Here is a 21,176-nt window from a genome sequence, read left to right as displayed (position 1 = left end):
AGTCGATGGAGAGCGGGTCTGCCCATTCTACCTGCGACCCGCCGGTGCCCTTGGGGAGTTCGGAGGAAGCACGCAGCAGGCGTGCAGCGCGGACGCACCGGACTCCCGGCCGGCTGTCACTCGCCGAGGACGCGGGCGAGGTACCGGTTCCCGAACAGGCGGCCGGGGTCGAGGTGGTCGCGGAGGCGGATGAACTCGTCGAAGCGAGGATAGGCGCCACGCAGGGACGATGCGTCACGGCCGTGCAGTTTGCCCCAGTGGGGCCGACCGCCCAGCTCGATCATGATCGCCTCGACGGCGCGGAAGTACTCCCCCGGGTCCTCGCGGAAGAAGCGATGCACGGCGACGTATCCGGTCGCGCGTCCTGATGCGGTGGAGAGCCACAGCTCGTCCGCCGCTGCGACCCGGACCTCGATGGGGAAGGAGATCCGCCACCCCCGCTCCTCGATGAGCGTGCGGATCCGGGCGAACGCGGTCGGGAGGTGCTCGAGCGGCACCGCGTACTCCATCTCCACGAACCGCACCGTGCGGCTCGTGGTGAACACCCGCGGCGACCGATCGGTGAACTCTCGGTCGCCGACGAGGCGGTCCGCGAGCCGGTTCACGCGCGGGACGATGGCCGGCGCGGCGACGCCCGTGTTGCAGAGGACCCGGTAGACCCCGTTGGCGAGGAGCGTGTCGTCGATCCACTTCGCGACCGGGCGGAGTGGCTGCGTGGGCGCATCACCCGGCAACCGGTAGTTCGTCTTGGTCAGGGCGGTCGCGGTGTGCGGGAACCAGTAGAACTCGAAGTGGTCGACGGCGGCGGCCCGGTCGAGCAGCACGGGCAGCAGCTCGTCGAGCGACTCCGGCCGTTCCACCGCGTGCAGCACGAACGCCGGGACGCACTGCAGCGTCACCTCGACGAGGATCCCGAGCGCCCCGAGCCCGAGCGCCAGCGCCGGGAGGAGCCCTGGTTCCTGCTCGGCGTCCGACGTCAGCAGCTCGCCGTCCGCCGTCACCATCGTCACCCCGACGACCTGCGTCGCGATGCCGCCGAACGCCATCCCGGTCCCGTGCGTGCCGGTGGAGATCGCGCCGGCGACGGACTGCCGGTCGATGTCGCCGAGGTTCGGCATGGCGAGACCGAACGGTTCGAGGAGACGCGGGACGTCGTGGAGGCGCGTGCCGGCGCGGAGGGTCACCCGGCTGCGTTCCCGATCGACCCTGATCAGTCCACTCAGGGCGTCGAGCTCGAGCAGCACACCGGGCGCCACGGCGATCCCGGTGAAGCTGTGTCCGGCTCCGACCGCCTTGATCGGGAGGCCCGCTCCCGCCGCTGCACGCACGAGGCGCTGCACCGCGCCGACCGAGTCGGGCCGCTCGACCCGCACGGGCCACGCCCGCTCGGTGCGCGCCCAGTTCGTCCACGCCGTCGCCCTGCCCATCAGACGAACCCCTGCCCTTCGCCGCGGTACGTCGGTAGGACGGCTTCCACCCCGTCGTCGCCGACCACGTGGAAGGCGTCCACCCGTTCACTGAGCTCCCCGGACTTCGTGTGCCGCAACCAGACGCGGTCGCCGAGCCTGAGCGACGCCGCCGCAGCCCCGGCGACCGGCGTCTGCACTTCGCCGGCCATCTCGCGCGGGAGCATCTCGAGGCCCTCCGGCCACGCGATGAGCGGGAGGCGGTCGAGCCCCGGCGGACCGGAGGCGACCCATCCGCCGCCGAGGATCGTCGCCAGTTCCGGCGACGGCTTCCGGACGACCGACAGACCGAACGCCGCAGCCGGTGCCGGCGTGAACGCCCGGTAGTGGTCGAAGAGGTGCCCGCCGAAGACGCCACTCCCCGCGGCGATCTCGGTCACCGAGTCGTCGGACGCGGTCAGCTCCAGGGATCCCGTCCCGCCGCCGTTGACGAACTCCAGATCCGCGACCGCTCGGACCTCCTCGACCACGGCGGCACGACGTTCCCGGAGTTCGGCCCACGAGCGTCGCTGGATCGCGCGGAGCGCAGCCGACCACGCCGGTCGCCCCGCGAGGTCGTCCCCCTGCCCGGCGATCTGCGCCTCATAGGCCATGATCCCGACCAGGCTGAAGCCGGGTCGGGCGACGACCGCCTCGGCGAGAGCCCGGACCTCGTCCGGCGTGCGCAGGGGCGAGCGGCGGACACCGACGTGGCCGAGGGCGGGTGCACGGAAGGAGGCGTCGAGCTCGATGCACACGCGGATCCGCGCGCGTCGCTCCGGTGGTGTCACCGCGTCGACGAGGTCGAGGTGGTCGAGGGAGTCGATCATGAGGGTGACCCGCGAGGCCGCACGTTCGTCGGCTGCCAGCCGTGCGATGGCACCGCGCTCCGCTGTCGGGTAACCGACCACGATGTCGTCCACCGTCTCGGACAACCAGAGCGCCTCGGACAGGGAGTAGGCCAGCACACCGGCGTACCCGGGTTGTCTGAGGAGCGCGTCGATCACCGCTCGCACGCGGATGGACTTGCTGGCGATGCGGATCGGTTTCCCCGCGGCACGTCGGAGCATGTCGTGCGTGTTGTGGCGGAGGGCTCCGAGATGCAGGACGGCGACGGGCGAGTCGACGTCCGAGACGGCCCGCTCGATACCGCCCCAGTACCGTCTCGGGTCGAGCCAGGGCATCGGCTCGGACACCCGGCCGCCGGCGGTCAGTTCGATGGTCATCAGCGCACTCCTCGTACTCGGGTGACAGCGACCGCCCCTGCGACGGCGCAGGCCGCGGAGACGAGGTAGAGGCCGGCGAATCCGCCGAGCCAGGCGACGAGGCACGCGCCGATGAGCGGGGCGACCGCCTGCGGCACCGCCTGGGCGATGTTCATGATGCCGAGGTCCTTGCCGTGCGACGCCGGGTCCGGCAGGACCTGCGTCGCCAGCGCCTGGTCGACCGACATGAAACAGCCGTAGCCGAGCCCGATCAGTGCCGCCGAGACGAACCCCATCGGCAGTGAGGGCCAGATCGCGAGCAGGAGTGCGGCGAGCGCCTGTGAGGCGGAGGCCGCGACGACGAAGACGCGTCGTCGTCCGATGCGGTCGGACAGACGGCCGAGCAGGATCGAGGACCCGACGACGAACACCGTGTAGACGATCGTGACCAGCAGCAGGTCGGTCTCGGCGTCGGCGTCCCCCAGCCCGAAGAGCAGGAAGTAGAAGAGCAGCGAGGTGCTGAAGGCGTTGCCGAGGTTCACGAGGACGCGGCTGAGCATGGTCCAGGCGAAGTCGGGGTGCCGTCGCGGTGAGATCCAGAGGCTCTCCAGGAGCGCGTGCACGGTGAGCGTCACGGGTCGATCACCCGTCGGGAGTGGATCGGGCAGCCGGAGGAACGGTACGACGAGCACGATGAGGAGGACGGCGAGTGCCAGGTACCCGACGGCCATCCGGGTGCCGAGCAGGAGCAGGAGGGCGATGCCGAGGATGACCCCGACGGCCTGCGGAGCGGAGATCCAACCCGAGACGAAGCCGCGCTGTCCGACGGGCACCTGATCGGAGATGGTCGCGGTGAGCGCCGCTCCCAGGATGCAGAAGCCGATGATGGCGAGGCACCAGCAGACGCCGATGCCGACGATGCCGGTCTGGAGGCCGAGGAGGACGAGCCCCAGGGCGAAGACGAGCGCACCACCTGCGATCCACGGGCGGCGTCTCCCGAACCGCGACCGGGTGCGGTCGGACAGGGCGCCCGTCAGCGGATACACGATGATCGAGCAGAGTCCGGCCGCCCCGGCGACGACCCCGAAGGCGACGACGCTGTCCACCCAGTGCTCGGGAGCGAGCGTCGCGTCGATCTGCGCGGGCAGGAGGAGCTGCAGCGGGGCGAGCTGGGCCATCCACACGCCCAGCCAGGCGACCGCGAAGGCGGCGACCCAGCGCCCGGTGACCCGTCGGTCTGCCGAGTGGTCGACTGCTGCGGTGCCGAGGCCGCTCATCCCGGCCCCGGTTCGGCGAGGGTTGCGACGAGGTGCGCCACCGTCCCGACGAGTCGCCGGGCCTCGGCATCGTCGCGTCGCACCAGCCAGCCGAGTGTCAGCCCGTCGGTGAAGGCGATGACGGTCCGCGCGATCTCGTCGACCGGCTGGGTCCAGGTGCTGCCGCTGACCGTTGCGGCGAGCGCGAGCGCCTCACACGCGAGCTCCTCGTACCGCCGGTACTGCTCGAGCGCGAGGTGCTCGAGGCCCGGCATCCGCATCGCGTAGGCGCTGAGCTCCTGCATCGCCGCCTCCCGAGCCGGATCGGCGCGGAGGAGGTCGACGTAGCGTTCGAGGCCGGCACGGACGACGGCCTCGAGGGTGGGCGGATGCTCCTGACCGGCCTCAGTGTCCGTCAGCAGCTCGCCGACGTCGAGGACGACGCGTTCATGCTCGACGACGTGTGCGACCAGTTCGGCGAGGAGCTCGTCGCGGGAGGCGAAGGCGTAGTGGAAGCTGGCGAGCGACATCCCGGCCTCGGCCACGATGGCCCGGGTCGTGGCGGCCGCGACGCCCTCGGCTGCGACGACGCGGAGGGCGGCCCTGATCAGCTCGGCTCGTCGGTCGACAACGGAGATCCTCGGCATCGCAACCCTTCCCGGGGCGCCTGCGGGTCGTGCCGCTCCATCGCGGTCGACTCGACTGGGACGGATGACCCAGTCGCGCCAGTATGGCGGACCGCCGGCCCGAGCGCACCTGTCGCGACGATTTTTCCGTGCGGATCGGCCTGGAATGTGACCCGATCTGGCGCGGGAGGTTGACTTCCCGCGGTGATCTTGGGGGAATGGAGACGGTGACCGGGGAACACGCGCGCGCAGGAACAGGAGTCCGATCGAATCGCTCGATCGGACGCGCCGCGATCCTTCTCGCCGTCTTCCTCTCGGCCGGACTCTGGACGACGACCATTGCGGGTCCTGCATCCGCGACGCCCGAGCCGCTCCCCACCCCGAGTGAGAGCGCGGCGACGCCGACTCCACCGCCCCTCGACGGGCCGACCATCACGAGTCCCGATTCCGGTTCCTTCATCGGCAGCGGCAGCACCACGGTCACCGGGACGAAGGACGCCGGCACGGGTGTCCAGCTGCAGGTCGGCGACGGTCTCGAGCCGGTCTGCATCCTGCCGCAGGACGACGGCACCGACTGGTCCTGCACGATCGACCTGCCCGACGGCGGCGGACTGCTCATCACCGCCGTCGAGGTCGGCGGTCCGGAGACGCTCTCCGCTCAGATCTCCGTTTCCGCGCTCGGCCCGCCCACCATCACCGCGGGGACGCCGAGCAACGGCGGCGTCCGCGGCACCGCCTACCCCGGGGCGACGGTCACGGTCCGTGCCGACTCCGGTGCCACCTGCAGTTTCGCGGCGGACAGCTCCGGAAGTTGGTTCTGCGTGCTGGGCGAGCCGCTTCCGTCCGGCGACCTCTCCGTGACGGCGACGCAGCAGGCGTCGTTCAGCGGCAGTGAGCGCTCCGACGCGTCCGCCCCGGTCGTGCTCACCGTCGACCGCGACGCTCCGGCCCCGCCCGTGATGTCCTCGCCGACGGCAGGACAGGCGATGCCGATCTCGGCGGCGAGCTACGCCGGCACCGGCGAGGAAGGCGCGACCGTCACGGTCTTCGCCGACTCGACGTCGGTCTGCACGGCGGTCGTCACCGGTGGCGCCTGGAGCTGCTCGGGCGGTGGCGTGCCTGCGGGCGCGCACGTCGTCCTCGCGATCCAGCAGGATGCCGCCGGCAACACGAGCGGGGCGAGTAGGGCGATCACCCTGACGTTCGGCGATGCATCGGCCGCGCCCGCCACGCCGGCGCCGCCCGCCTCCCCATCGCCGTCTGACGGCTCCAAGCCTGCGCCCGCGCCAGGGGCTCCCGCTCCGGGGACGCAGCAGCCGACCCCGTCGCCCAGCGGCGAGCCGTTGCCCGGCGCCGCCCCGCCCAGCGGCGGTGGCGGCCTCTGGTCGGGGACGACGCCGTTCACGCAGACCCTCGCCTCCACGATCGACGGCCGCGGCCAGCCGGTGTGGTGGCTCGCCGCCCTCCTCGCCCTCGCGGCAGTGGCGCTCATCGCGATCCCGGCCCGACTCCTCGCGACCTCCATTGCCCCCTGGCGCGCCACGATCACCGACCGTCGTCGTGCAGCGGTGACCGGGCGCAATCGACCGAGGGACGAGTTCGAGCGGGTCCCGTCGGTCCCGCTCCCGAGTCGCACGGTGCTGGCCGTCGTCACCGCCGTGCTCGCAGCAGGCATCCTCATGTTCGCGCACCCCGTGAGCGGTCAGCCGGCGTATCTCCGACTGTGGTTCGCCTCGCTCGTCGCCGTGGTCGCGATCAACGTCGTGGGCCTCCTCGCGCAGCTCGTCGTCGCCCGCCGAGCCGGGCTGGGCTCGATGCGCGTCAGCGTCCGTGTCGGCGGACTGGTGCCGGTCGGCATCGTCACCGCGCTCTCACGCCTGCTGGCCCTCCAGCCGGCTCTCCTCTTCGCGTTGCTGACCGAACTCCGCCCGACCCGGAGACCCGAAACGCATGACGTCGGCTCGACAGCCTCGGTGGAGACCGATTCCGAGGCCATCACGCCACGCATCGCGGGCCGCCTCGCGCTGGCCCGGATCGCTGCGGCCGCCGGGCTCGGTTCGATCGCCTGGCTCGGTTCGACCTTGGCCGGCGAGCCGAACGGTGGTGTCGGCGCGATGCTGGTCGAGGCGGTGAACCTGACCGCGATCGCGGGGATCGGATCCGCGTCGATCGCGCTCCTCCCCCTCGGACCACTCGGTGGACGCGCCATCCTCGCCTGGTCGAAGCCGGCGTGGCTCGGCAGCGCGTTCGTGGGCTTCACCCTGCTGTTCGGGCTCCTGGGTCCGACGGCGACGGTTCCGGGTGCGGGTGACACGCTCGTCGGACTCCTGCTCGGTTCACTCGCGTTCGCGGCGATCGGAGCCGGGACCTGGGCCTGGAACCGTCACCTCCGGCCGCTGATCGACGCGCGCTGACCGACGGTCGAACGCTCGACGGTCGGTCAGCCCGTCAGGCCTCAGCCGACGTCGGCGGGACGATCGACCGGCAGGCCGCTCGCAGCCCACTCGGTGATGCCTCCGGTGACGTTCACGGCGTCGTAGCCCTGCTGCTCGAGGTAGCCCGTGACGCGGGCGCTGCGGCCGCCGGAGTGGCACATGACGTACACAGTCTCTTCGCGGGGTACCTCGTCGAGGTGGTCGAGGAAGGACGACATCGGCAGGTGCCGGGCACCGGGCACGCTGGCGACGGCGACCTCATCGGCTTCGCGGACGTCGATGATGACGGCCTGCTCGAGCTTGCTCAGTTCGGTGGGGGTGATCTCCTGCATCGTTTCAGCCTACCGTCGAGGACGTGCGGTCGGGCCGGGAGATGCGGTGGGCAAGCGTGAGGGCGAGGTAACCCGAATACCTCGCCCTCACTTGAGGCGTCTAGCAACCGGTCGACCAGGAAGCTTGCGGCTTCCGGGACCGGCTCACGGGTGACGCCCCCACCTCGAAGGTAGCGGACGGGAGGCACCTTGCGTGACGCAACACCGCCGTGTCGCGTTCGCGTCGTCCGTTTTGCGAACCCCATTCAGGGGTCAACACTCGGGCATCGTTGTCTCAGTGCGCGCTGTCGGGATCACGAGGGATGTGGAGCTCGCCCGGGTCGACGTCGACGTCGCCGCTGTCGTCAGGACCACCGGTGCCGGGGGCGACATCGATCATGCCGGAGGCGATGTCGGGATCGCGGACGACGGGCTGCCCGTCGTCCTGCTTGGCCGCCGTCTCCGCCTCGCTGGAGGGGCTGTACGCGCGGTCCTTGCTCGTCTGCTCGTCGTCGTTCAGTGCGTGGTCGTGGTCGCTCGGAGTACTCATGCTGAGCACGCTAGTCGCGCTCCCTCGCCCAGCAGGGACCCTTGCAGGATCGAGGCGAACGTGCAGACGGGTACAGCGCGCCGTGCGGGCGTCAGCTCAGTGCAGGCGGCGGAGCGACGCCGACGCGATGACGGGTCGTGCGGCCTCGACGTACGACGCAAGCGTCTCGCGCAGTGCCGCCGCGTTGTCGTCGGTCAGGTCGATCTCGTAGTTCTCGCCGTCGATGCCGAACCGGACCGTCTCCCCCAGCCCGCGGGGGATGTCGGAACCGTCGAGGTCGTCGACGAGCGTCGTGATCGTGCGGGTAGCCATGTGTCCATCCTTCCATGGGAACGGCCGTGCGACGGAGACTCGAGGCACCATATGCTCACGTCATGACGGATGCGACGAAGAGGGACGCGACGTTGCAAAACGTCCCTCGCAGCGCGTGGCCCCAGCTCCTCGGTGAGCACTCCGGGCTACCCGGTCCGCGCGCGAACCTCAGTCTCCTGGAGGCGCTGCTCGCCCAGGCGGATGAGGCCGATGCCCGCATGCTCCTCGCTGACGGCGGTGAATACCAGGCCATGTGCGCTGCCGCCGTCCTCGGGAGCCGTGCCGAACGGTCCGGGCCCGAGGGCGTCGCCCGCGAGCTGGCCGCAGACGCCCGCTGGCGGGTCCGCGAAGGGGTGGCCATCGGTCTGCAACATCTCGGAGACAGGAACGCAGCAGCGCTCACGGACGTCGCTCGCGGATGGGCTGCAGACGCGTCGCCGCTCGTGCAACGCGCTGCCGTCGCCGGGATCTGTGAGCCGCGACTGCTCCACGACCCGGCTGTCGCAGCGGCGGCCATCGAGGTGTGCCAGATGACAACAGCGTTCCTGGCCGCGTTGCCGCCAGAACGAAACCGACAGCACGACGCCAGAACGCTCCGACAGGCACTCGGGTACTGCTGGAGCGTCGCGGTGGCTGCCCGACCCGGAACGGGCCTTCCCGCGTTCCGCGAGCTCGACGAGCGGCACCCCGATGTCGCGTGGATCATCCGGGAGAACCGACGGAAGGCGCGGCTGTCGTCGTTGCTCTGAACGCCGCTCGGTCGTCGCCATGGGCCCACGGAGTCGGCGAAGCGCTCGACGGGAGGCGAGCGCGGTCGGAGCTATCCTCCGAGCATGGGGTTTTCCTTCTGGGGTCTGGTCGTCGGACTCGCGGTCCTGGCACCGAACCTCCTGCTGCTGTGGTTCCCACCGAGCGTCGCCATCCCCGCCACGCGGGCACCTCGTCCGCTGATCTGGCTCGAACGTGCAGGTCAAGTGTCGTGCCTGGTGGTCCCGGCCATCACCGCGCCGGGAGTTGTCATGTGGGAGTGGGCGATCCCGGCGCTCGTCGCATTGGTGGGGTACTACGCGATGTGGGGTCGGTATCTGCTCGGCGGTCGCGACGGGACCATGCTGTACCAGCGCTGGTGGTGGGTGCCGATTCCGATGGCAGTCCTCCCGGTCGTGGTGTTCCTCTGTGCTGCAGCGTGGTTGAGCAACCCGTGGATCGCCGTCGCGGCGGCAGTCCTCGCCGCGGGGCACCTCCCGGTGTCCGCGATGGCCGCGCCGTCCGGTCGAACTCGGCGGTGACCTGCTCGCACACCCCACGACCCGTGCATCCCATCAGGAAACGGGCCGACACGGTGGGGCGATCTGGGTCGAGGAGGCCGAATGGTACCCCCGGTGGGGTTCGAACCCACACTGCGGCGATTTTAAGTCGCCTGCCTCTGCCAGTTGGGCTACGGGGGCGTGCACCTCATCGTATCGAGGCGTCGAACGCCGAGAGGCGCATGCCCCGGCGGACCGGATGACATGCGCCTCTCGAGGAACGGAGCCGGGCTCCGGTCCGGACTACTTGTTCGCGCTGACTTCCTCAGCGGGCGTCGCGTAGGCCTGCTCGTCGTCGGCACCGGTCGGGGCACCGGTGCCGGCGGGAGCCTCTGCAGCAGGTGCTTCGGCGGCGGGCGCTGCTGCCTCGGCCGGGGCGACGGCCTTCGGCTTACGCTTCACAGGAGCCTTGCGAGCGGGCTTCTCAGCCGCCGCGGGAGCCGCCGGAGCGGCTGCGGGGGCCGCAGCGTCTGCCGGGGGCTTCGGGCGCGATGCGAAGGTCTCGAAGGCCTCACGCGGGTTCTGCACGGCCGACAGGGAGACGATGTCGCGTCCGAGCCAGAAGTTGTTCCACCAGCCACCGAACACGCGGAACTTGCGCTCGAAGCTCGGCATGGCCAGCCCGTGGTACCCACGGTGCGCGAACCAGGCCGGGAGGCCCTTGATCGCGAGGTTGCCGGACTGGAAGACACCGACGCCGATGCCGAGACCGGCGACCGCACCCATGTTCTTGTGGAAGTAGTTCTTCGGCTCCTCGCCACGGAGGACCGCGGTGATGTTCTTCGCGAGGAGCTTGCCCTGACGGACGGCGTGCTGAGCGTTCGGCACGCAGAAGCCGCCGACGCCACCACCGCTGAGGTCGGGGACGGCGGAGACGTCGCCGGCCGCCCAGGCGCCCTCGACGATGTCGTCGTCGGTGCCGACACGGAGGTCGGCGCGGGTCTTGATGCGACCGCGCTCCTCGACGGGGAGGTCGCCACCGCGGACGACGCCCGGGTTCGCCATGACACCGGCGGTCCAGACGATGAGGTCGGACTCGAACGACTCACCGGTCGAGAGCTCGATCTTGCCGTCGACAGCCGACTGCAGCTGCGTGTCGAGGTGCACGAGCGCGCCGCGCTCGGCCAGGTTCTTGAGGACCCAGTGGCTCGTCTCGATCTTGACCTCGGGCATGATGCGCCCCATGGCCTCGATGAGGTGGAAGTGCGTGTCCTCGAAGGACAGCTGCGGGTAGAACTTCAGCAGCGAGCTCGCGAACGAACGCAGCTCGGCGAAGACCTCGATACCGGCGAAGCCGCCACCGACGACCGTGAACGTCAAAAGGCGGTCGCGCTCGGGACCCGCCGGCAGGTTCGCGGCCTTGTCGAAGTTGGAGAGCACGCGGTCGCGGATCGCGACGGCCTCTTCGATGGTCTTGAGCCCGATCGCGGTGTCGGCGACACCGGGGATCGGGAAGGTGCGGGAGACGGCTCCGGCGGTGACGACGATGATGTCGTAGTCGACCTCCCAGGGCTCACCGACCTCAGGCGTGATGGTCGCCTTCTTCTCGGCGTGGTTGATGCCCGTGACCTTGGCGGTGATCACGTTGGTGTGCTTCAGGTGACGACGCGGCGAGACGACCGCGTGACGCGGCTCGATGGAACCGGCGGCGACCTCCGGCAGGAAGGGCTGGTAGGTCATGTAGGGCAGCGGGTCGACCATGGTGACTTCGGCCTCACCACGACGAAGCTGCTTCTCGAGCTTCCATGCGGTGTAGAACCCGGCGTAACCACCACCGACGATCAGAATTTTGGGCACGGCGAACGATCTCCTACGTCAAGACGATTGGTTCAGATGAGTGTCTGAGAATATCGGAACAGAGTACTACTTCTGCAGCACCCGCTTGAAATGCCTGGTAGCGCCTATGACACCGAGCGTGACCAGGCTACCAGTTCCGAGGAGGAGCGCCAGTGGCAGCGAGCCGTAGAGCAGGGTGCTCGGCGTCGGGAGGAAGGGGTTGGCGCGCACCTCGACGGCTTCGTTCTCCGGGATCGCCGGGGGTACCGGCTCCGGTGTCGGCGACGGCTGCTCGGCACCCGGATCGGGATCGGGGACCTGCGGTGCCCGTCGGTAGAGCGTGATCCAGTCGGACAGCTGCTGCTCCGGCGAGGTCGTCGCCGGACCGACGGAACCGCTGACCGCCTTCGCGGCGTCGATGAGACCTGCACCGTAGATGGGGCTCTGCGCGGAGTCGCCCACCTGCTTCGCCGTTGCCGTCACGCGCTTGATGGCGTCGGCGGCGCTGAGCTCCGGCCAGGCGGAGCGGACGAGGGCCACGAGTCCGGAGACGATCGGCGCCGCCCCGCTCGTCCCCTGCCACTGCACGTAGGACCCGGCGGGCGTCACCCCGACGAGTTGCTCACTCGGCGCAGCGACGGCGATCGTGATGCCCTGGCTCGAGGCGTCGAAGCTCGCCGACCCCGTGCGATCCACACCGGCGACGGTCAGCACGCCCGGGATCGTCGCCGGAGCGCCGACCTCGACCGTCCCACTCCCCCGGTTGCCCGCTGCAGCCACCACGACCACGTCGTGCGAGAAGGCGTAGAGGAAGGCGTCGTCCCAGCTCGTCGGCCAGTCGAGACTGTTACGCGTCAGGGACATGTTGATGACGTCCGCGCCATTGTCCACCGCCCAACGGACAGCGGTCGCGATCTGGTCGTCCCAGGGGACGACGGCCGACCCGTCGGAGCCGAACCCGACCGAGACGGAGAGCAAGCGCGCCTCGGGCGCCACGCCGATGACCCCGGCACCGCCCGTGCGACCACGACCGGCGATCATCGAGGCGACCAGCGTCCCGTGCTCGCTCCCCTCGGACCCGACCGGAGTCCGGCCGTCGGGACTCCCGAGCCCGGAGACGTCGACGCCTCCCGCGACCGCGCCGGTCATCTCCGCGGGACCGCTCGCGATGCCGGTGTCGATCACGGCGACGGTGACACCGGCGCCCTTCGTCGTCTCCCAGGCCGTCGTGAAGCCGTAGTCGCCGAGCCAGTACTGCATGTCGCGCACCGTGTCCGCCGACGCCGGGAGCGCCTGCGTCCCCACGAGCGAGAACGCCAGGAGCACCGCGGACAGCGCCGACAGCGCACCTCGGAGGCCGCGCGGACGACGACGGTCTCCGCGTCGCGGTCCGTCACTCCCCCACAGGCGACCCCCGTCGCGTGCGGGGCCTATCCCTGCCCCGCCTGGCCGTCCGCGCATGCGCACACCTCGGGGCTCCAGCTCGCGCGGTCGAGCGCGAGGTCGCCGATGGGGTTGACGCCCGGACCAGCCGCAAGGGCGTGGCCGACGAGCGCGTGGAGGCACTTGACCCGCACCGGCATGCCGCCGGCGGAGATCCCGTCGATCTCGGCGACCTCGGCGATGGAGGTGCGGTCGGCGAGGTAGGCCGTGTGCGCGGTGGCGTAGGCAGCGCGGACCGCTTCGTCCTCGGCCAGGAGCTCGTTGTACTCGTTCATCACCTGGGTCGCCTCGAGCGAGGAGACCGCGGCCGTGGCGGCCGGGTGGGTCAGGTAGTAGAACGTGGGGAACGGCGTGCCGTCGGCCAGGCGAGGAGCGGTGGAGACGACCGTCGGGGCGCCGCAGACACAGCGCGCCGCGATGCCGACGACGTTCCGCGCCGGGCGTCCCAGTTGCGCCGACACGATCTCGACGTCGCGCTCGGAGACGGGGCCGAAGGGAGGGGTGCTCATGGTTCCATTATCGCCGGGTTCACCACTGCGTCCGGACGTCAGCCGCCGGCGGGAGGCGTCGTCTGCGTGGGAGCAGGGGTCTCGGTCGCGACCGGGGCCGGCGAATAGCCGGTGGCGACGAGCGAGGACAGCAGCCCGTCGAGCCAGTCGGACTGCGAGTCGACGAGCGTGTCGCTCACGGGTGTCTCGGTGGTGGGCAGCGAGGCCGGGTCGACGTCGTTGATGATGATGTAGCTGACCTCGCCGGGTAGAGCGTAGAACAGGCGGTCGCGCGCCTGGGTCATGACGTAGCTCTGGTCGTTCCAGCGCTCGCGTTCGGCCTGCTGCGCGTCCACCTGCTTCTGGGTGTCGGCGACACCGGCCTCCAGCGCGGCGATCTGCTGCCGCTGCTCGAGGAAAGTCTTGAGGTTCGGCGCGAGGACGACGACCCCGAGCACGAGGATCCCGAGGAGCAGGACGCTGAACCCGGACAGTCGCAGACTCCGCAACCAGCCACCGGCGTCCGACTGGCGTGCCGGGGTGGTCCGTGTCGAGCCGGTCCGCGAGCGCGGTGCCGAGGAACCGGCCGACGCGGATCGCGGGGCCTTCGTCGTCGACCGCGGGGCTGTCGCTGCGGAGCGTGCGGGCTTCGCGGTGGCTCCCGCCGGGCGCTTGGACGACGAGGAGGAGCGCTTGGCGGAGGCATCCGCGGAGCTCGACCGGGGCTTCGACGCCGGTCGCTGCTTCGACGAGCCGGAGGACGAGGAGGACGCTGCTCCGCTGCCGGACGGGGTGCGCTCCGACTCGCCGCCGGCCGGCATCGATGGCTTCTTCACAGGCGCCTCCCGCACACGACGAAGGCTCTCAGGGGTGCCGATCGGCACCCCTGAGAGCCTTCAGGTGACGATGCTTAGGCGGTGAACCGGGGGAAGGCGCTGCGGCCGGCGTAGACGGCTGCCTGGCCCAGCTCCTCTTCGATCCTCAGCAACTGATTGTACTTCGCGACCCGCTCGCTGCGCGCAGGCGCACCGGTCTTGATCTGGCCCGCGTTCGTCGCGACCGCGAGGTCGGCGATCGTGGTGTCCTCGGTCTCGCCGGAGCGGTGCGACAGGATCGTCGTGTAGCCGGAGCGCTGTGCGAGGGACACCGCGTCGAGCGTCTCGGTGAGCGTCCCGATCTGGTTCACCTTGACGAGCAGCGAGTTCGCCGCACCCTTGGCGATGCCGTCGGCGAGACGCTTCGGGTTCGTGACGAACAGGTCGTCGCCGACGATCTGGACCTTGGAGCCGAGCTCGGGGGTGAGGTGGGCGTAGCCCGCCCAGTCGTCCTCGGCCAGCGGGTCCTCGATGGTGATGAGCGGGTAGTTCGCGACGAGGTCGGCGTAGTACGCGGTCATCTCGGTGCTGTTGAGCGCCTTGCCCTCGAACTGGTACGCGCCGTCCTTGTAGAACTCGCTGGAGGCGACGTCGAGGCCGAGTGCGATGTCGGTTCCGACCGTGAAGCCGGCCTTTTCGATGGCCTCGACGATGAAGTCCAGGGCCGCACGGTTGTGCTCGAAGTCGGGGGCGAAGCCACCCTCGTCGCCGAGGCCGGTCGCGAAGCCCTTCGACTTCAGCAGGCCCTTGAGCGTGTGGTACGTCTCGGTCCCCCAGCGGAGCGCCTCACGGAAGCTCGGAGCGCCGATCGGGAGGATCATGAACTCCTGGATGTCGACGCCGGTGTCGGCGTGCGAGCCACCGTTGATGATGTTCATCATCGGGACCGGGAGGACGTGGGCGTTGGCGCCGCCGACGTAGCGGTAGAGCGACAGGTCTGCGGAGTCCGCAGCGGCACGGGCGACCGCGAGGCTCGCACCGAGGATCGCGTTCGCGCCCAGGCGGCTCTTGTTCTCGGTGCCGTCGAGCTCGATCATGGTGTGGTCGACGAGGCGCTGGTCGTCCGCCTCGATGCCCTCGAGTGCCGGGCCGATCTCGTCGAGGACGGCGTCGACCGCCTTCTCGACACCCTTGCCGAGGTAACGTGCGGCATCGCCGTCACGCAGCTCGTACGCTTCGAACGCACCGGTCGATGCGCCGGACGGGACTGCTGCACGGCTGACCGTGCCGTCTTCCAGGAGCACCTCGACCTCGACGGTCGGGTTGCCTCGGGAGTCGAGAATTTCGCGAGCGCCTACTGCCTCGATGAGTGCCACTGATGTTCTCCTTGTGGGGATTGGGACGTGGGACGGGTACGACGGCCGCCCGCGCTCAGTCTAGTGACATCGGCTGAACGGGCGCAGAGCCGCGGATCGTCGCCCGAGGCGCGCGGTCAGCGGTCGAGCCGGAAGCTCGACACGATGCCGTGGTGGTCGCTGCCCTCGGCGTCGCCGACGGCGTTGTGGGTCGCGGTCATGCCGCGGACGAAGACGTGGTCGAGTCGCATGAGCGGTGTCCCGGCCGGCCAGGTGAGTCCGAAGCCTCCCTCGCTCTGGTTGGGCTCAGACACCTCGCTCTGGAGTGCGGCGAGCGCCCGGTCGGAGGCGGAGGCGTTGAAGTCGCCCATGACGACGATCCGATCACGGGTGTTCGCCGCGACGGTTTCGGCCAACTCCGCGAGCATCACGTCCCGTTCGGCGTGCGCACCCGGACGCGCGGAGTCGGCGTGGATCACGTAGACGCTCACGGCCCCGGACGGGGTGTCGACGACGGCGTTGATCGCCCGGTACCAGTCGAGGCCGAGCTTCAGCCCGACCGAGTCGGCGATCGGATAGCGGCTCCAGAGACCCACCGTCCCCGTGAGCACGGAGTACGGGTACTGCTCGTCGAGCGTCGCGGCGAGTGGTTCGCGGTCGTGGTCCTCGATCTCCTGGAGCGCGATGAGATCCGCACCACTCGCCTGGAGGGAACCCGCGATGACCGCGGGATCGCCCTCCGGCCCGAGGTTCTGGCTGGCGACCGTGAGGGAGGCCTCGGCCGGGACCGCCGAGCGCCCGTCGCCCATGGGGACGACGCCGGGGCCGAACAGGAAGGCCCAGACGAGCGTCGGCGCGAGGAGACCGATGACGGCGCCCGGCGTGCGGGCGACGAGGAGGACGAGGAAGAGCACCGGCAGCAGGACCCACGTCCACGGCAGGGCGTTGTCCCAGACGAGCCCGAGGCCGAGGATGTCGGGGACGAGGGCGTGGGCGGCCGTCAGCAGGGCGAGCGGGACACCGACGGCCAGCGCGAGCGTCGTCGCCCGGCGCCGCACGAGGCTCACCCGGCGGCGCGTGGGGCCGGTCGACTCCGGGGCGCGCTGCGGGCGCGCTGCAGGGGCCATGACGCTCATCGGGGGAACCAGTTCTTCGATCGGGGGCAGAGCGGTCGGATCGCTCGAGGGAGGCGATCCGGCCGAATGCTCCATCCTGCACCGACGAGCTGGGCAGCGGCTCGGAAGCGCGCCGAGGATCGGGAAGCGGGTGCGGGAATCGTCAGTCGAGCGATTTGAACTCGAGCGACTCGAGCGTCGAGTCGGCCGAGACGAACGCGAAGGCGCCGAAACCGGCTGCCGACACGCGGTCGAGGAGTGCCTTGAGGTTCTTCACACGGGCTTCGAGGCGCACGCGACGCCCCTGGGCGACGAGCTTGGCCTTCAACGCGACCAGCGTCATCGGCGCCACGTCACGGTCGTGCACGAGCACGACGGCATCCGCGGCCGCTCCGGCGGGGAGCTCGATGAGGTCGACGATGCGCTCGAAGCCGATCGAGAATCCGACCGCCGGCACGTCCTGGCCGAGGAAACGCCCGATCATGCCGTCGTAGCGACCACCGCCGCCGAGCGAGTACCCGAGGTCGGGGTGCGCGATCTCGAAGATGGCGCCCGTGTAGTACCCCATGCCCCGCACCAGGAAGGGGTCGAACACCAGCGGGTTCGCGAAGGGGTCGGCCTGCTGACCCTGGAGGGAGGTCGCCGCGGCGACGCCCTTCCCGAGCGCGTCGAGCTCCGCGACGACGGCGTCATCGGCACCGAGCGGCAGCGCCTTGCGGATCGCCCGCTCGCCGAAGGTGTTGAACTCCATCGTCTGCGGACGGGAGAAGAAGGCCTTGAGTGCGTCGACGGCGGTGGCGTCGACGCCACGGTCGCGCAGTTCGGCGACCACGCCCTGCTGACCGATCTTGTCGAGCTTGTCGATCGTGATGAGCACCTGTGCGTGCTCGTCGGCGGGGAAGCCCAGCGATTCGAGCATCCCGATGAGGAGTCGGCGGTCGTTGATCCGCACGCTGCAGCCGGTGATGCCGAGCTCGGCGAGGGCCCCGAGGGTCGCGATGATGAGCTCGGTCTCCGCGAGGTTCGACGACTCTCCGATGATGTCGATGTCGCACTGCACGAACTGGCGGTACCGGCCCTGCTGCGGCCGTTCGCCGCGCCAGACCGGCGCGATCTGGATCGAGCGGAACACCGGCGGGAGCTCGGCCCGGTGCGTCGCGTAGAACCGGGCGAGCGGCACGGTGAGGTCGAAGCGCAGGCCGAGGTCGGTGAGTTCGGTCTGGTTGTCCGCTGCGGCCACGATGGCCTCCGGGGTGAGCTTCCGCCGGAGGATGTTGAACGCCATCTTCTCGTTGTCGCCGCCGAGCCCCGAGTGCAGCCGCTCGTACTCCTCCACCACGGGCGTCTCGATCTCGTCGAAGCCATGCGCGGTGAAGACGCGACGGATGGTGCCCAGCGCGTGCTCCCGGCGGGCCTTGTCGGCGGGGAGGAAATCGCGCATGCCGCGCGGCGGGTTCACTGGAGCTGCCATGCCTCAATTCTGGCATGACGGGGAACGGGCACCGTGAGCAGGCGCCCGGCGAACCTCGCTCAGTCGTCGGTCGGTGACGCCACCGGACGCTCGGCGTCCCGCACCCGCGCGCTCAACCGACGGACGGCACCCCGGAGCGCCCGTTCCGCGTCGAGCCCGTTCGCCCGTGCTGCAGCGACCACGGCGAGGAGCTGCTCCCCCAGGGCGTCCTCGTCGTCGACGACATCGGCGACGGCCATCGGTCCGACTCCGAGCGGCACGGCCCTGCCGAGCACCTTGTCGGCGAGGGCGAGCGACGGCATCCCCTGCGGGATCCCCTCGAGCGCGCTGCTGCGCTTCGCCTTCTCCTCGGCCTTCGCGGCGTTCCAGACGCGCACCACGTCATCCGGGGTCGGCGCTGCTTCGTCGCCGAACACGTGCGGATGACGGTGGACCATCTTGCGGGTGACGGCCTCGGCGACGTCGTCGAAGTCGAACGGTGCATCGGCGTCACGGGATGCGATCTCCGCATGGAAGACGACCTGCCACAGCACGTCGCCGAGTTCCTCGACGAGTTCGTCGCGCGTCCCGGCCTCGACCGCTTCGACGAGCTCGTAGCTCTCCTCGATGAGGTACGGCACGAGCATGTCGTGATCGATGCCCTGCGTCCACACACAGCGGTCGCGGATCTGCCGCATGGCGTCGACGAGGCGCTCAGCGGAGGTTTCGCCGACGGGCTCGCTGCTCACCGACGGGCTCCCCACGGGCGGCGGCCGTCGGTGCTGCCGGTCTTCGAGATCAGTCGCGCGATCCGGTCGCGCGCTTCGGTGAAGGGCGGGTAGACGAGCGACAGCGTGTCCGGGGACAGCGGCTTGGAGAACACCGCCTTCGCGTGACTGAACGTGTCGAAGGAATGGCGACCGTGATACGCGCCCATCCCGCTGGCCCCGACACCGCCGAACGGCAGACCCGGCACGAGGAGGTGGGCGGCCGGCACGCCGAACGCCAACGCGCCGGAGGAGGTGTCGCGCGTGAACCGCTTCCGCGTGGCGCGGTCGTCGCTGAAGACGTAGAGCGCGAGCGGTTTCTCCCCCGCCCGGATGTGCGCGATGGCCTGTTCGAGCCCGGACACGTGGAGGATCGGCAGGATCGGACCGAAGATCTCCTCCTGCATGATCGACGCCGAAGTGTCGACGCCGTTCACGACCGTCGGGGCGATGTACCGCTCCGAGGCGTCGACCTCGCCGCCGAGGGCCGGTTCGAGACCGTCGAGCAGACCGCTGACCCGGTCGAAGTGCCTGTCGGAGATGATGCGGCCGTAGTCGGCACTGTCGGCGGGGTCCGGGCCGTAGAGGGCTGCGATCGCGTCGCGCAGGTACGGGACGAGCCGATCGGCGACCGACCGCGTCGCGAGCAGGTAGTCGGGGGCGACACAGGTCTGGCCGGCGTTCATGAGCTTGCCCCAGATGATCCGGCGGGCCGCATCCGCGAGGTCGACGGTGTCGTCGACGTACACCGGCGACTTCCCGCCGAGTTCCAGGGTGATCGGGGTCAGATGCTCCGCCGCGGCCCGGGCGACGACCTTGCCCACGGTGGCGCCACCCGTGTAGAAGATGTGGTCGAACCGCTCGGCGAGGAGGGCGGTGGCGACCTCCGCATCGCCCTCGACGACCGCGACGGCACGGTCGTCGAGGTACTCCGGGAGGAGGCGCGCGAGTGCGGCGCTCGTGGCGGGGGCGAGCTCGCTGGGCTTCAGCAGGACGGCGTCACCCGCGGCGAGCGCCCCGATGACGGGACCGATGCAGAGCTGGACCGGATAGTTCCACGGGCCGATGACGAGGACGACGCCGACCGGTTCCGCCACGACCGAAGCCGACGCCGGGGCGAGGGTGAGTGGTACCGCGACGCGTCGGGGCCGCACCCAACGCTTCAGGTGCTTCAGCGTGTGGTCGATCTCGCCGACGAGGAGGCCGATCTCGGTGATCTGCGCCTCGGTACCGCTCTTGCCCAGGTCGGTCGCCAGCGCCCGCTCGAGCTCGCCGCCCCGTTCGAGGAGCAGTTGCTTCAGCGCACGGAGCTGGCGGAGCCGCCAAGCGACGGGCTTCGTGGTGCCGCGGTCGAAGGTCTGTCGGAGCCGGGCCACGGCGTCGGCCACGACCACCTTCGGCTCCTGCTTCGTCCGGATGCTGGTCGCCATGGGTTCCTCCGACTCGACGGGATCGTGGGCACCAGCATACGTCCGTCCGCAGACCGACGGCCTGGCCCGTCGACCGGCTACCCGACGCCCGGAGTCGCGAGGAAGCGGTCGACGTCCGCGGCGATCTCGCGGGACGTCGTGTGGTGCAGGTAGTGGTCGGCGTCGAGCGGCACGACCTCGCCTCGGTCGACGCTCGCGGCCTGCTCCTTATGGAGCGGCAGCCACCCCTCCACCGTCGGGTTGTCCCGCTGGGCGAAGAGCAGCACCGGGAGGTCCGTCGGGAAGGTCTTCCCCTTCGCCGCACGGAAGTTCGCACCGATGCGCGACATCTCGTCCGAGGACGTCGCACTCGAGGTGTTGCGGAGCGAGATCATCCCGAGCTGCTCACGCGTGTGCTGGTCGTACGGCGGATCGGGGTACGGGTCGCCCGACAGCGCCGTGACGACCCGGGTGATGCCGAGTGCCTTGGCCGCACGCAGGGCGTCGACCGGCAGCGCGGCGTCCATGCCCGGCTGGTCGGGCACGCTGCTGTCGATGCCGACGAACGCCGTCACCTCGTCGCGGAACCGCTCGACATAGTCCAGCGCGTAGATCCCCGCGATGGAGTGCCCCATCAACACGTACCGGTCGATGCCCAGCCCGGCGACCGCCTCGTGGATCTCAGAGACGATGTTCTCGGTCGTTCGCGGCACGTCGGTCTGATCGCTGAGCCCGTAGCCGAAGGGCTCGACGACGACCACCCGGTACGACGACGAGAGCTCGCCGACGAGCGGCGAGAAGTCGAGCACGGGCGAACCGGTGCCGAAGCCGGGCAGCAGGACGATCGTCTGGTCGCCGTCTCCCGTCACCGACACGTTCATGCGTTTGCCGTCGACCTCGACCCGCTGCCCGTACTCCTCGATGCGCGTGGCTTCAGCAGCCGATGCGGCGGTGTTGACGATGGTGGTCGTGAGGAGCCCGGCGAGCACGAGCGCGACGAGCGCCACGACCCCGGTGAGGACGATGCGGAGGAACTTCTTCATCCCTCCACGCTAGGGATGGACGACGGCTGTCGGATCGGCCGCGGGTACCGACGCTGTCGTCCCGCGGG

General features: G+C 70.4%; 20 protein-coding genes and 1 tRNA gene. 3 read left to right on the top strand and 18 right to left on the bottom strand.

Annotated elements, in window-relative coordinates:
• Positions 1–116 precede the first annotated feature (116 nt).
• Genes BWO91_RS07035 through BWO91_RS07020 form a run of 4 tightly spaced genes read right to left on the bottom strand, consistent with a single transcriptional unit; the run spans position 117 to position 4,553 of the window.
• The gene (locus BWO91_RS07035; RefSeq protein ID WP_079002032.1) at positions 117–1,427 is read right to left on the bottom strand and encodes a D-arabinono-1,4-lactone oxidase; all 1,311 of its coding nucleotides are present in this window, start codon (positions 1,425–1,427) and stop codon (positions 117–119) included.
• Positions 1,427–2,671, bottom strand: coding sequence for an alanine racemase (locus tag BWO91_RS07030; protein ID WP_079002031.1), 1,245 nt, complete (start codon positions 2,669–2,671; stop codon positions 1,427–1,429). The genes BWO91_RS07035 and BWO91_RS07030 overlap by 1 nt, the downstream gene beginning before the upstream one ends.
• Positions 2,671–3,927, bottom strand: a complete 1,257-nt coding sequence (locus BWO91_RS07025) for an MFS transporter (RefSeq protein ID WP_079002029.1) — start codon at positions 3,925–3,927, stop codon at positions 2,671–2,673. Before BWO91_RS07025 ends, BWO91_RS07030 begins: the two co-directional genes overlap by 1 nt.
• On the bottom strand, positions 3,924–4,553 hold the full coding sequence (locus BWO91_RS07020) for a TetR/AcrR family transcriptional regulator (protein WP_079002027.1): 630 nt from the start codon (positions 4,551–4,553) through the stop codon (positions 3,924–3,926). Before BWO91_RS07020 ends, BWO91_RS07025 begins: the two co-directional genes overlap by 4 nt.
• A 197-nt stretch (positions 4,554–4,750) precedes the next feature.
• Between BWO91_RS07020 and BWO91_RS07015 the strand changes: the two genes are divergently transcribed.
• Positions 4,751–6,946, top strand: coding sequence for a hypothetical protein (locus tag BWO91_RS07015; RefSeq protein WP_079002025.1), 2,196 nt, complete (start codon positions 4,751–4,753; stop codon positions 6,944–6,946).
• 41 nt (positions 6,947–6,987) lie between these two features.
• Here the strand turns inward: BWO91_RS07015 and BWO91_RS07010 are convergent, their stop codons facing one another.
• The 3 genes from BWO91_RS07010 to BWO91_RS07000 all read right to left on the bottom strand — a co-directional run bounded on the left by BWO91_RS07010 (position 6,988) and on the right by BWO91_RS07000 (position 8,140).
• The gene (locus BWO91_RS07010; protein ID WP_079002023.1) at positions 6,988–7,299 is read right to left on the bottom strand and encodes a rhodanese-like domain-containing protein; all 312 of its coding nucleotides are present in this window, start codon (positions 7,297–7,299) and stop codon (positions 6,988–6,990) included.
• Positions 7,300–7,573: 274 nt separating this feature from the next.
• Positions 7,574–7,828 (bottom strand): hypothetical protein, encoded by a 255-nt coding sequence (locus BWO91_RS07005; RefSeq protein ID WP_079003870.1) that lies wholly within the window; start codon positions 7,826–7,828, stop codon positions 7,574–7,576.
• Positions 7,829–7,924: 96 nt separating this feature from the next.
• Positions 7,925–8,140 carry a histone-like nucleoid-structuring protein Lsr2 gene (locus tag BWO91_RS07000; RefSeq protein ID WP_064296464.1) on the bottom strand — a complete coding sequence of 72 codons (216 nt, stop codon included), beginning with the start codon at positions 8,138–8,140 and terminating at the stop codon, positions 7,925–7,927.
• Positions 8,141–8,202: 62 nt separating this feature from the next.
• Between BWO91_RS07000 and BWO91_RS06995 the strand changes: the two genes are divergently transcribed.
• Both BWO91_RS06995 and BWO91_RS06990 read left to right on the top strand, forming a co-directional pair.
• On the top strand, positions 8,203–8,889 hold the full coding sequence (locus tag BWO91_RS06995) for a hypothetical protein (RefSeq protein WP_079002021.1): 687 nt from the start codon (positions 8,203–8,205) through the stop codon (positions 8,887–8,889).
• A gap of 84 nt (positions 8,890–8,973) precedes the next feature.
• On the top strand, positions 8,974–9,429 hold the full coding sequence (locus BWO91_RS06990) for a hypothetical protein (protein ID WP_079002019.1): 456 nt from the start codon (positions 8,974–8,976) through the stop codon (positions 9,427–9,429).
• A gap of 82 nt (positions 9,430–9,511) precedes the next feature.
• On the opposite strand, the gene BWO91_RS06985 is transcribed toward BWO91_RS06990, so the two are convergent.
• From BWO91_RS06985 to BWO91_RS06935, 11 genes are all read right to left on the bottom strand, one after another.
• Positions 9,512–9,588, bottom strand: a tRNA-Leu gene (locus tag BWO91_RS06985).
• A 102-nt stretch (positions 9,589–9,690) separates the two neighbouring features.
• A complete protein-coding gene (locus BWO91_RS06980) occupies positions 9,691–11,244 on the bottom strand; it encodes an NAD(P)/FAD-dependent oxidoreductase (protein ID WP_079002017.1) in 1,554 nt (517 codons plus the stop codon).
• A gap of 66 nt (positions 11,245–11,310) precedes the next feature.
• On the bottom strand, positions 11,311–12,684 hold the full coding sequence (locus BWO91_RS06975) for a S8 family serine peptidase (RefSeq protein ID WP_079002014.1): 1,374 nt from the start codon (positions 12,682–12,684) through the stop codon (positions 11,311–11,313).
• On the bottom strand, positions 12,654–13,175 hold the full coding sequence (locus BWO91_RS06970; RefSeq protein ID WP_064296467.1) for a DUF501 domain-containing protein: 522 nt from the start codon (positions 13,173–13,175) through the stop codon (positions 12,654–12,656). Before BWO91_RS06970 ends, BWO91_RS06975 begins: the two co-directional genes overlap by 31 nt.
• A 38-nt stretch (positions 13,176–13,213) precedes the next feature.
• Entirely contained in the window at positions 13,214–13,990 is a 777-nt protein-coding gene (locus tag BWO91_RS19915; RefSeq protein WP_079002012.1) for a septum formation initiator family protein, read from the bottom strand.
• Between the two features lie 74 nt (positions 13,991–14,064).
• Positions 14,065–15,345 carry a phosphopyruvate hydratase gene (eno, locus tag BWO91_RS06960; RefSeq protein WP_079002010.1) on the bottom strand — a complete coding sequence of 427 codons (1,281 nt, stop codon included), beginning with the start codon at positions 15,343–15,345 and terminating at the stop codon, positions 14,065–14,067.
• Between the two features lie 116 nt (positions 15,346–15,461).
• Entirely contained in the window at positions 15,462–16,451 is a 990-nt protein-coding gene (locus BWO91_RS06955) for an endonuclease/exonuclease/phosphatase family protein (protein ID WP_167620447.1), read from the bottom strand.
• 151 nt (positions 16,452–16,602) lie between these two features.
• Positions 16,603–17,910, bottom strand: a complete 1,308-nt coding sequence (gene hisS, locus BWO91_RS06950) for a histidine--tRNA ligase (RefSeq protein WP_079002006.1) — start codon at positions 17,908–17,910, stop codon at positions 16,603–16,605.
• 59 nt (positions 17,911–17,969) lie between these two features.
• Entirely contained in the window at positions 17,970–18,638 is a 669-nt protein-coding gene (locus tag BWO91_RS06945; RefSeq protein WP_240555706.1) for a MazG family protein, read from the bottom strand.
• Entirely contained in the window at positions 18,635–20,086 is a 1,452-nt protein-coding gene (locus tag BWO91_RS06940) for an aldehyde dehydrogenase family protein (RefSeq protein WP_079002004.1), read from the bottom strand. The genes BWO91_RS06945 and BWO91_RS06940 overlap by 4 nt, the downstream gene beginning before the upstream one ends.
• A 77-nt stretch (positions 20,087–20,163) precedes the next feature.
• Positions 20,164–21,108, bottom strand: a complete 945-nt coding sequence (locus BWO91_RS06935) for an alpha/beta fold hydrolase (RefSeq protein WP_079002002.1) — start codon at positions 21,106–21,108, stop codon at positions 20,164–20,166.
• Between the last annotated feature and the right edge of the window lie 68 nt (positions 21,109–21,176).

This window comes from Plantibacter flavus, assembly GCF_002024505.1.
Lineage (GTDB): Bacteria > Actinomycetota > Actinomycetes > Actinomycetales > Microbacteriaceae > Plantibacter > Plantibacter flavus_A.
Note: the sequence above shows the minus strand (reverse complement) of the source record. Positions and strands in the feature narration are given on the sequence as shown.

What these genes read in the sequence shown, in the direction of transcription:
- BWO91_RS07035 (WP_079002032.1), bottom strand. Translation starts at nt 1,427, where the DNA reads ATGGGCAGGGCGACGGCGTGGACGAACTGGGCGCGCACCGAGCGGGCG.
- BWO91_RS07030 (WP_079002031.1), bottom strand. Translation starts at nt 2,671, where the DNA reads ATGACCATCGAACTGACCGCCGGCGGCCGGGTGTCCGAGCCGATGCCC.
- BWO91_RS07025 (WP_079002029.1), bottom strand. Translation starts at nt 3,927, where the DNA reads ATGAGCGGCCTCGGCACCGCAGCAGTCGACCACTCGGCAGACCGACGG.
- BWO91_RS07020 (WP_079002027.1), bottom strand. Translation starts at nt 4,553, where the DNA reads ATGCCGAGGATCTCCGTTGTCGACCGACGAGCCGAGCTGATCAGGGCC.
- BWO91_RS07015 (WP_079002025.1), top strand. Translation starts at nt 4,751, where the DNA reads ATGGAGACGGTGACCGGGGAACACGCGCGCGCAGGAACAGGAGTCCGA.
- BWO91_RS07010 (WP_079002023.1), bottom strand. Translation starts at nt 7,299, where the DNA reads ATGCAGGAGATCACCCCCACCGAACTGAGCAAGCTCGAGCAGGCCGTC.
- BWO91_RS07005 (WP_079003870.1), bottom strand. Translation starts at nt 7,828, where the DNA reads ATGAGTACTCCGAGCGACCACGACCACGCACTGAACGACGACGAGCAG.
- BWO91_RS07000 (WP_064296464.1), bottom strand. Translation starts at nt 8,140, where the DNA reads ATGGCTACCCGCACGATCACGACGCTCGTCGACGACCTCGACGGTTCC.
- BWO91_RS06995 (WP_079002021.1), top strand. Translation starts at nt 8,203, where the DNA reads ATGACGGATGCGACGAAGAGGGACGCGACGTTGCAAAACGTCCCTCGC.
- BWO91_RS06990 (WP_079002019.1), top strand. Translation starts at nt 8,974, where the DNA reads ATGGGGTTTTCCTTCTGGGGTCTGGTCGTCGGACTCGCGGTCCTGGCA.
- BWO91_RS06975 (WP_079002014.1), bottom strand. Translation starts at nt 12,684, where the DNA reads ATGCGCGGACGGCCAGGCGGGGCAGGGATAGGCCCCGCACGCGACGGG.
- BWO91_RS06970 (WP_064296467.1), bottom strand. Translation starts at nt 13,175, where the DNA reads ATGAGCACCCCTCCCTTCGGCCCCGTCTCCGAGCGCGACGTCGAGATC.
- BWO91_RS06955 (WP_167620447.1), bottom strand. Translation starts at nt 16,451, where the DNA reads ATGGCCCCTGCAGCGCGCCCGCAGCGCGCCCCGGAGTCGACCGGCCCC.
- hisS (WP_079002006.1), bottom strand. Translation starts at nt 17,910, where the DNA reads ATGGCAGCTCCAGTGAACCCGCCGCGCGGCATGCGCGATTTCCTCCCC.
- BWO91_RS06940 (WP_079002004.1), bottom strand. Translation starts at nt 20,086, where the DNA reads ATGGCGACCAGCATCCGGACGAAGCAGGAGCCGAAGGTGGTCGTGGCC.
- BWO91_RS06935 (WP_079002002.1), bottom strand. Translation starts at nt 21,108, where the DNA reads ATGAAGAAGTTCCTCCGCATCGTCCTCACCGGGGTCGTGGCGCTCGTC.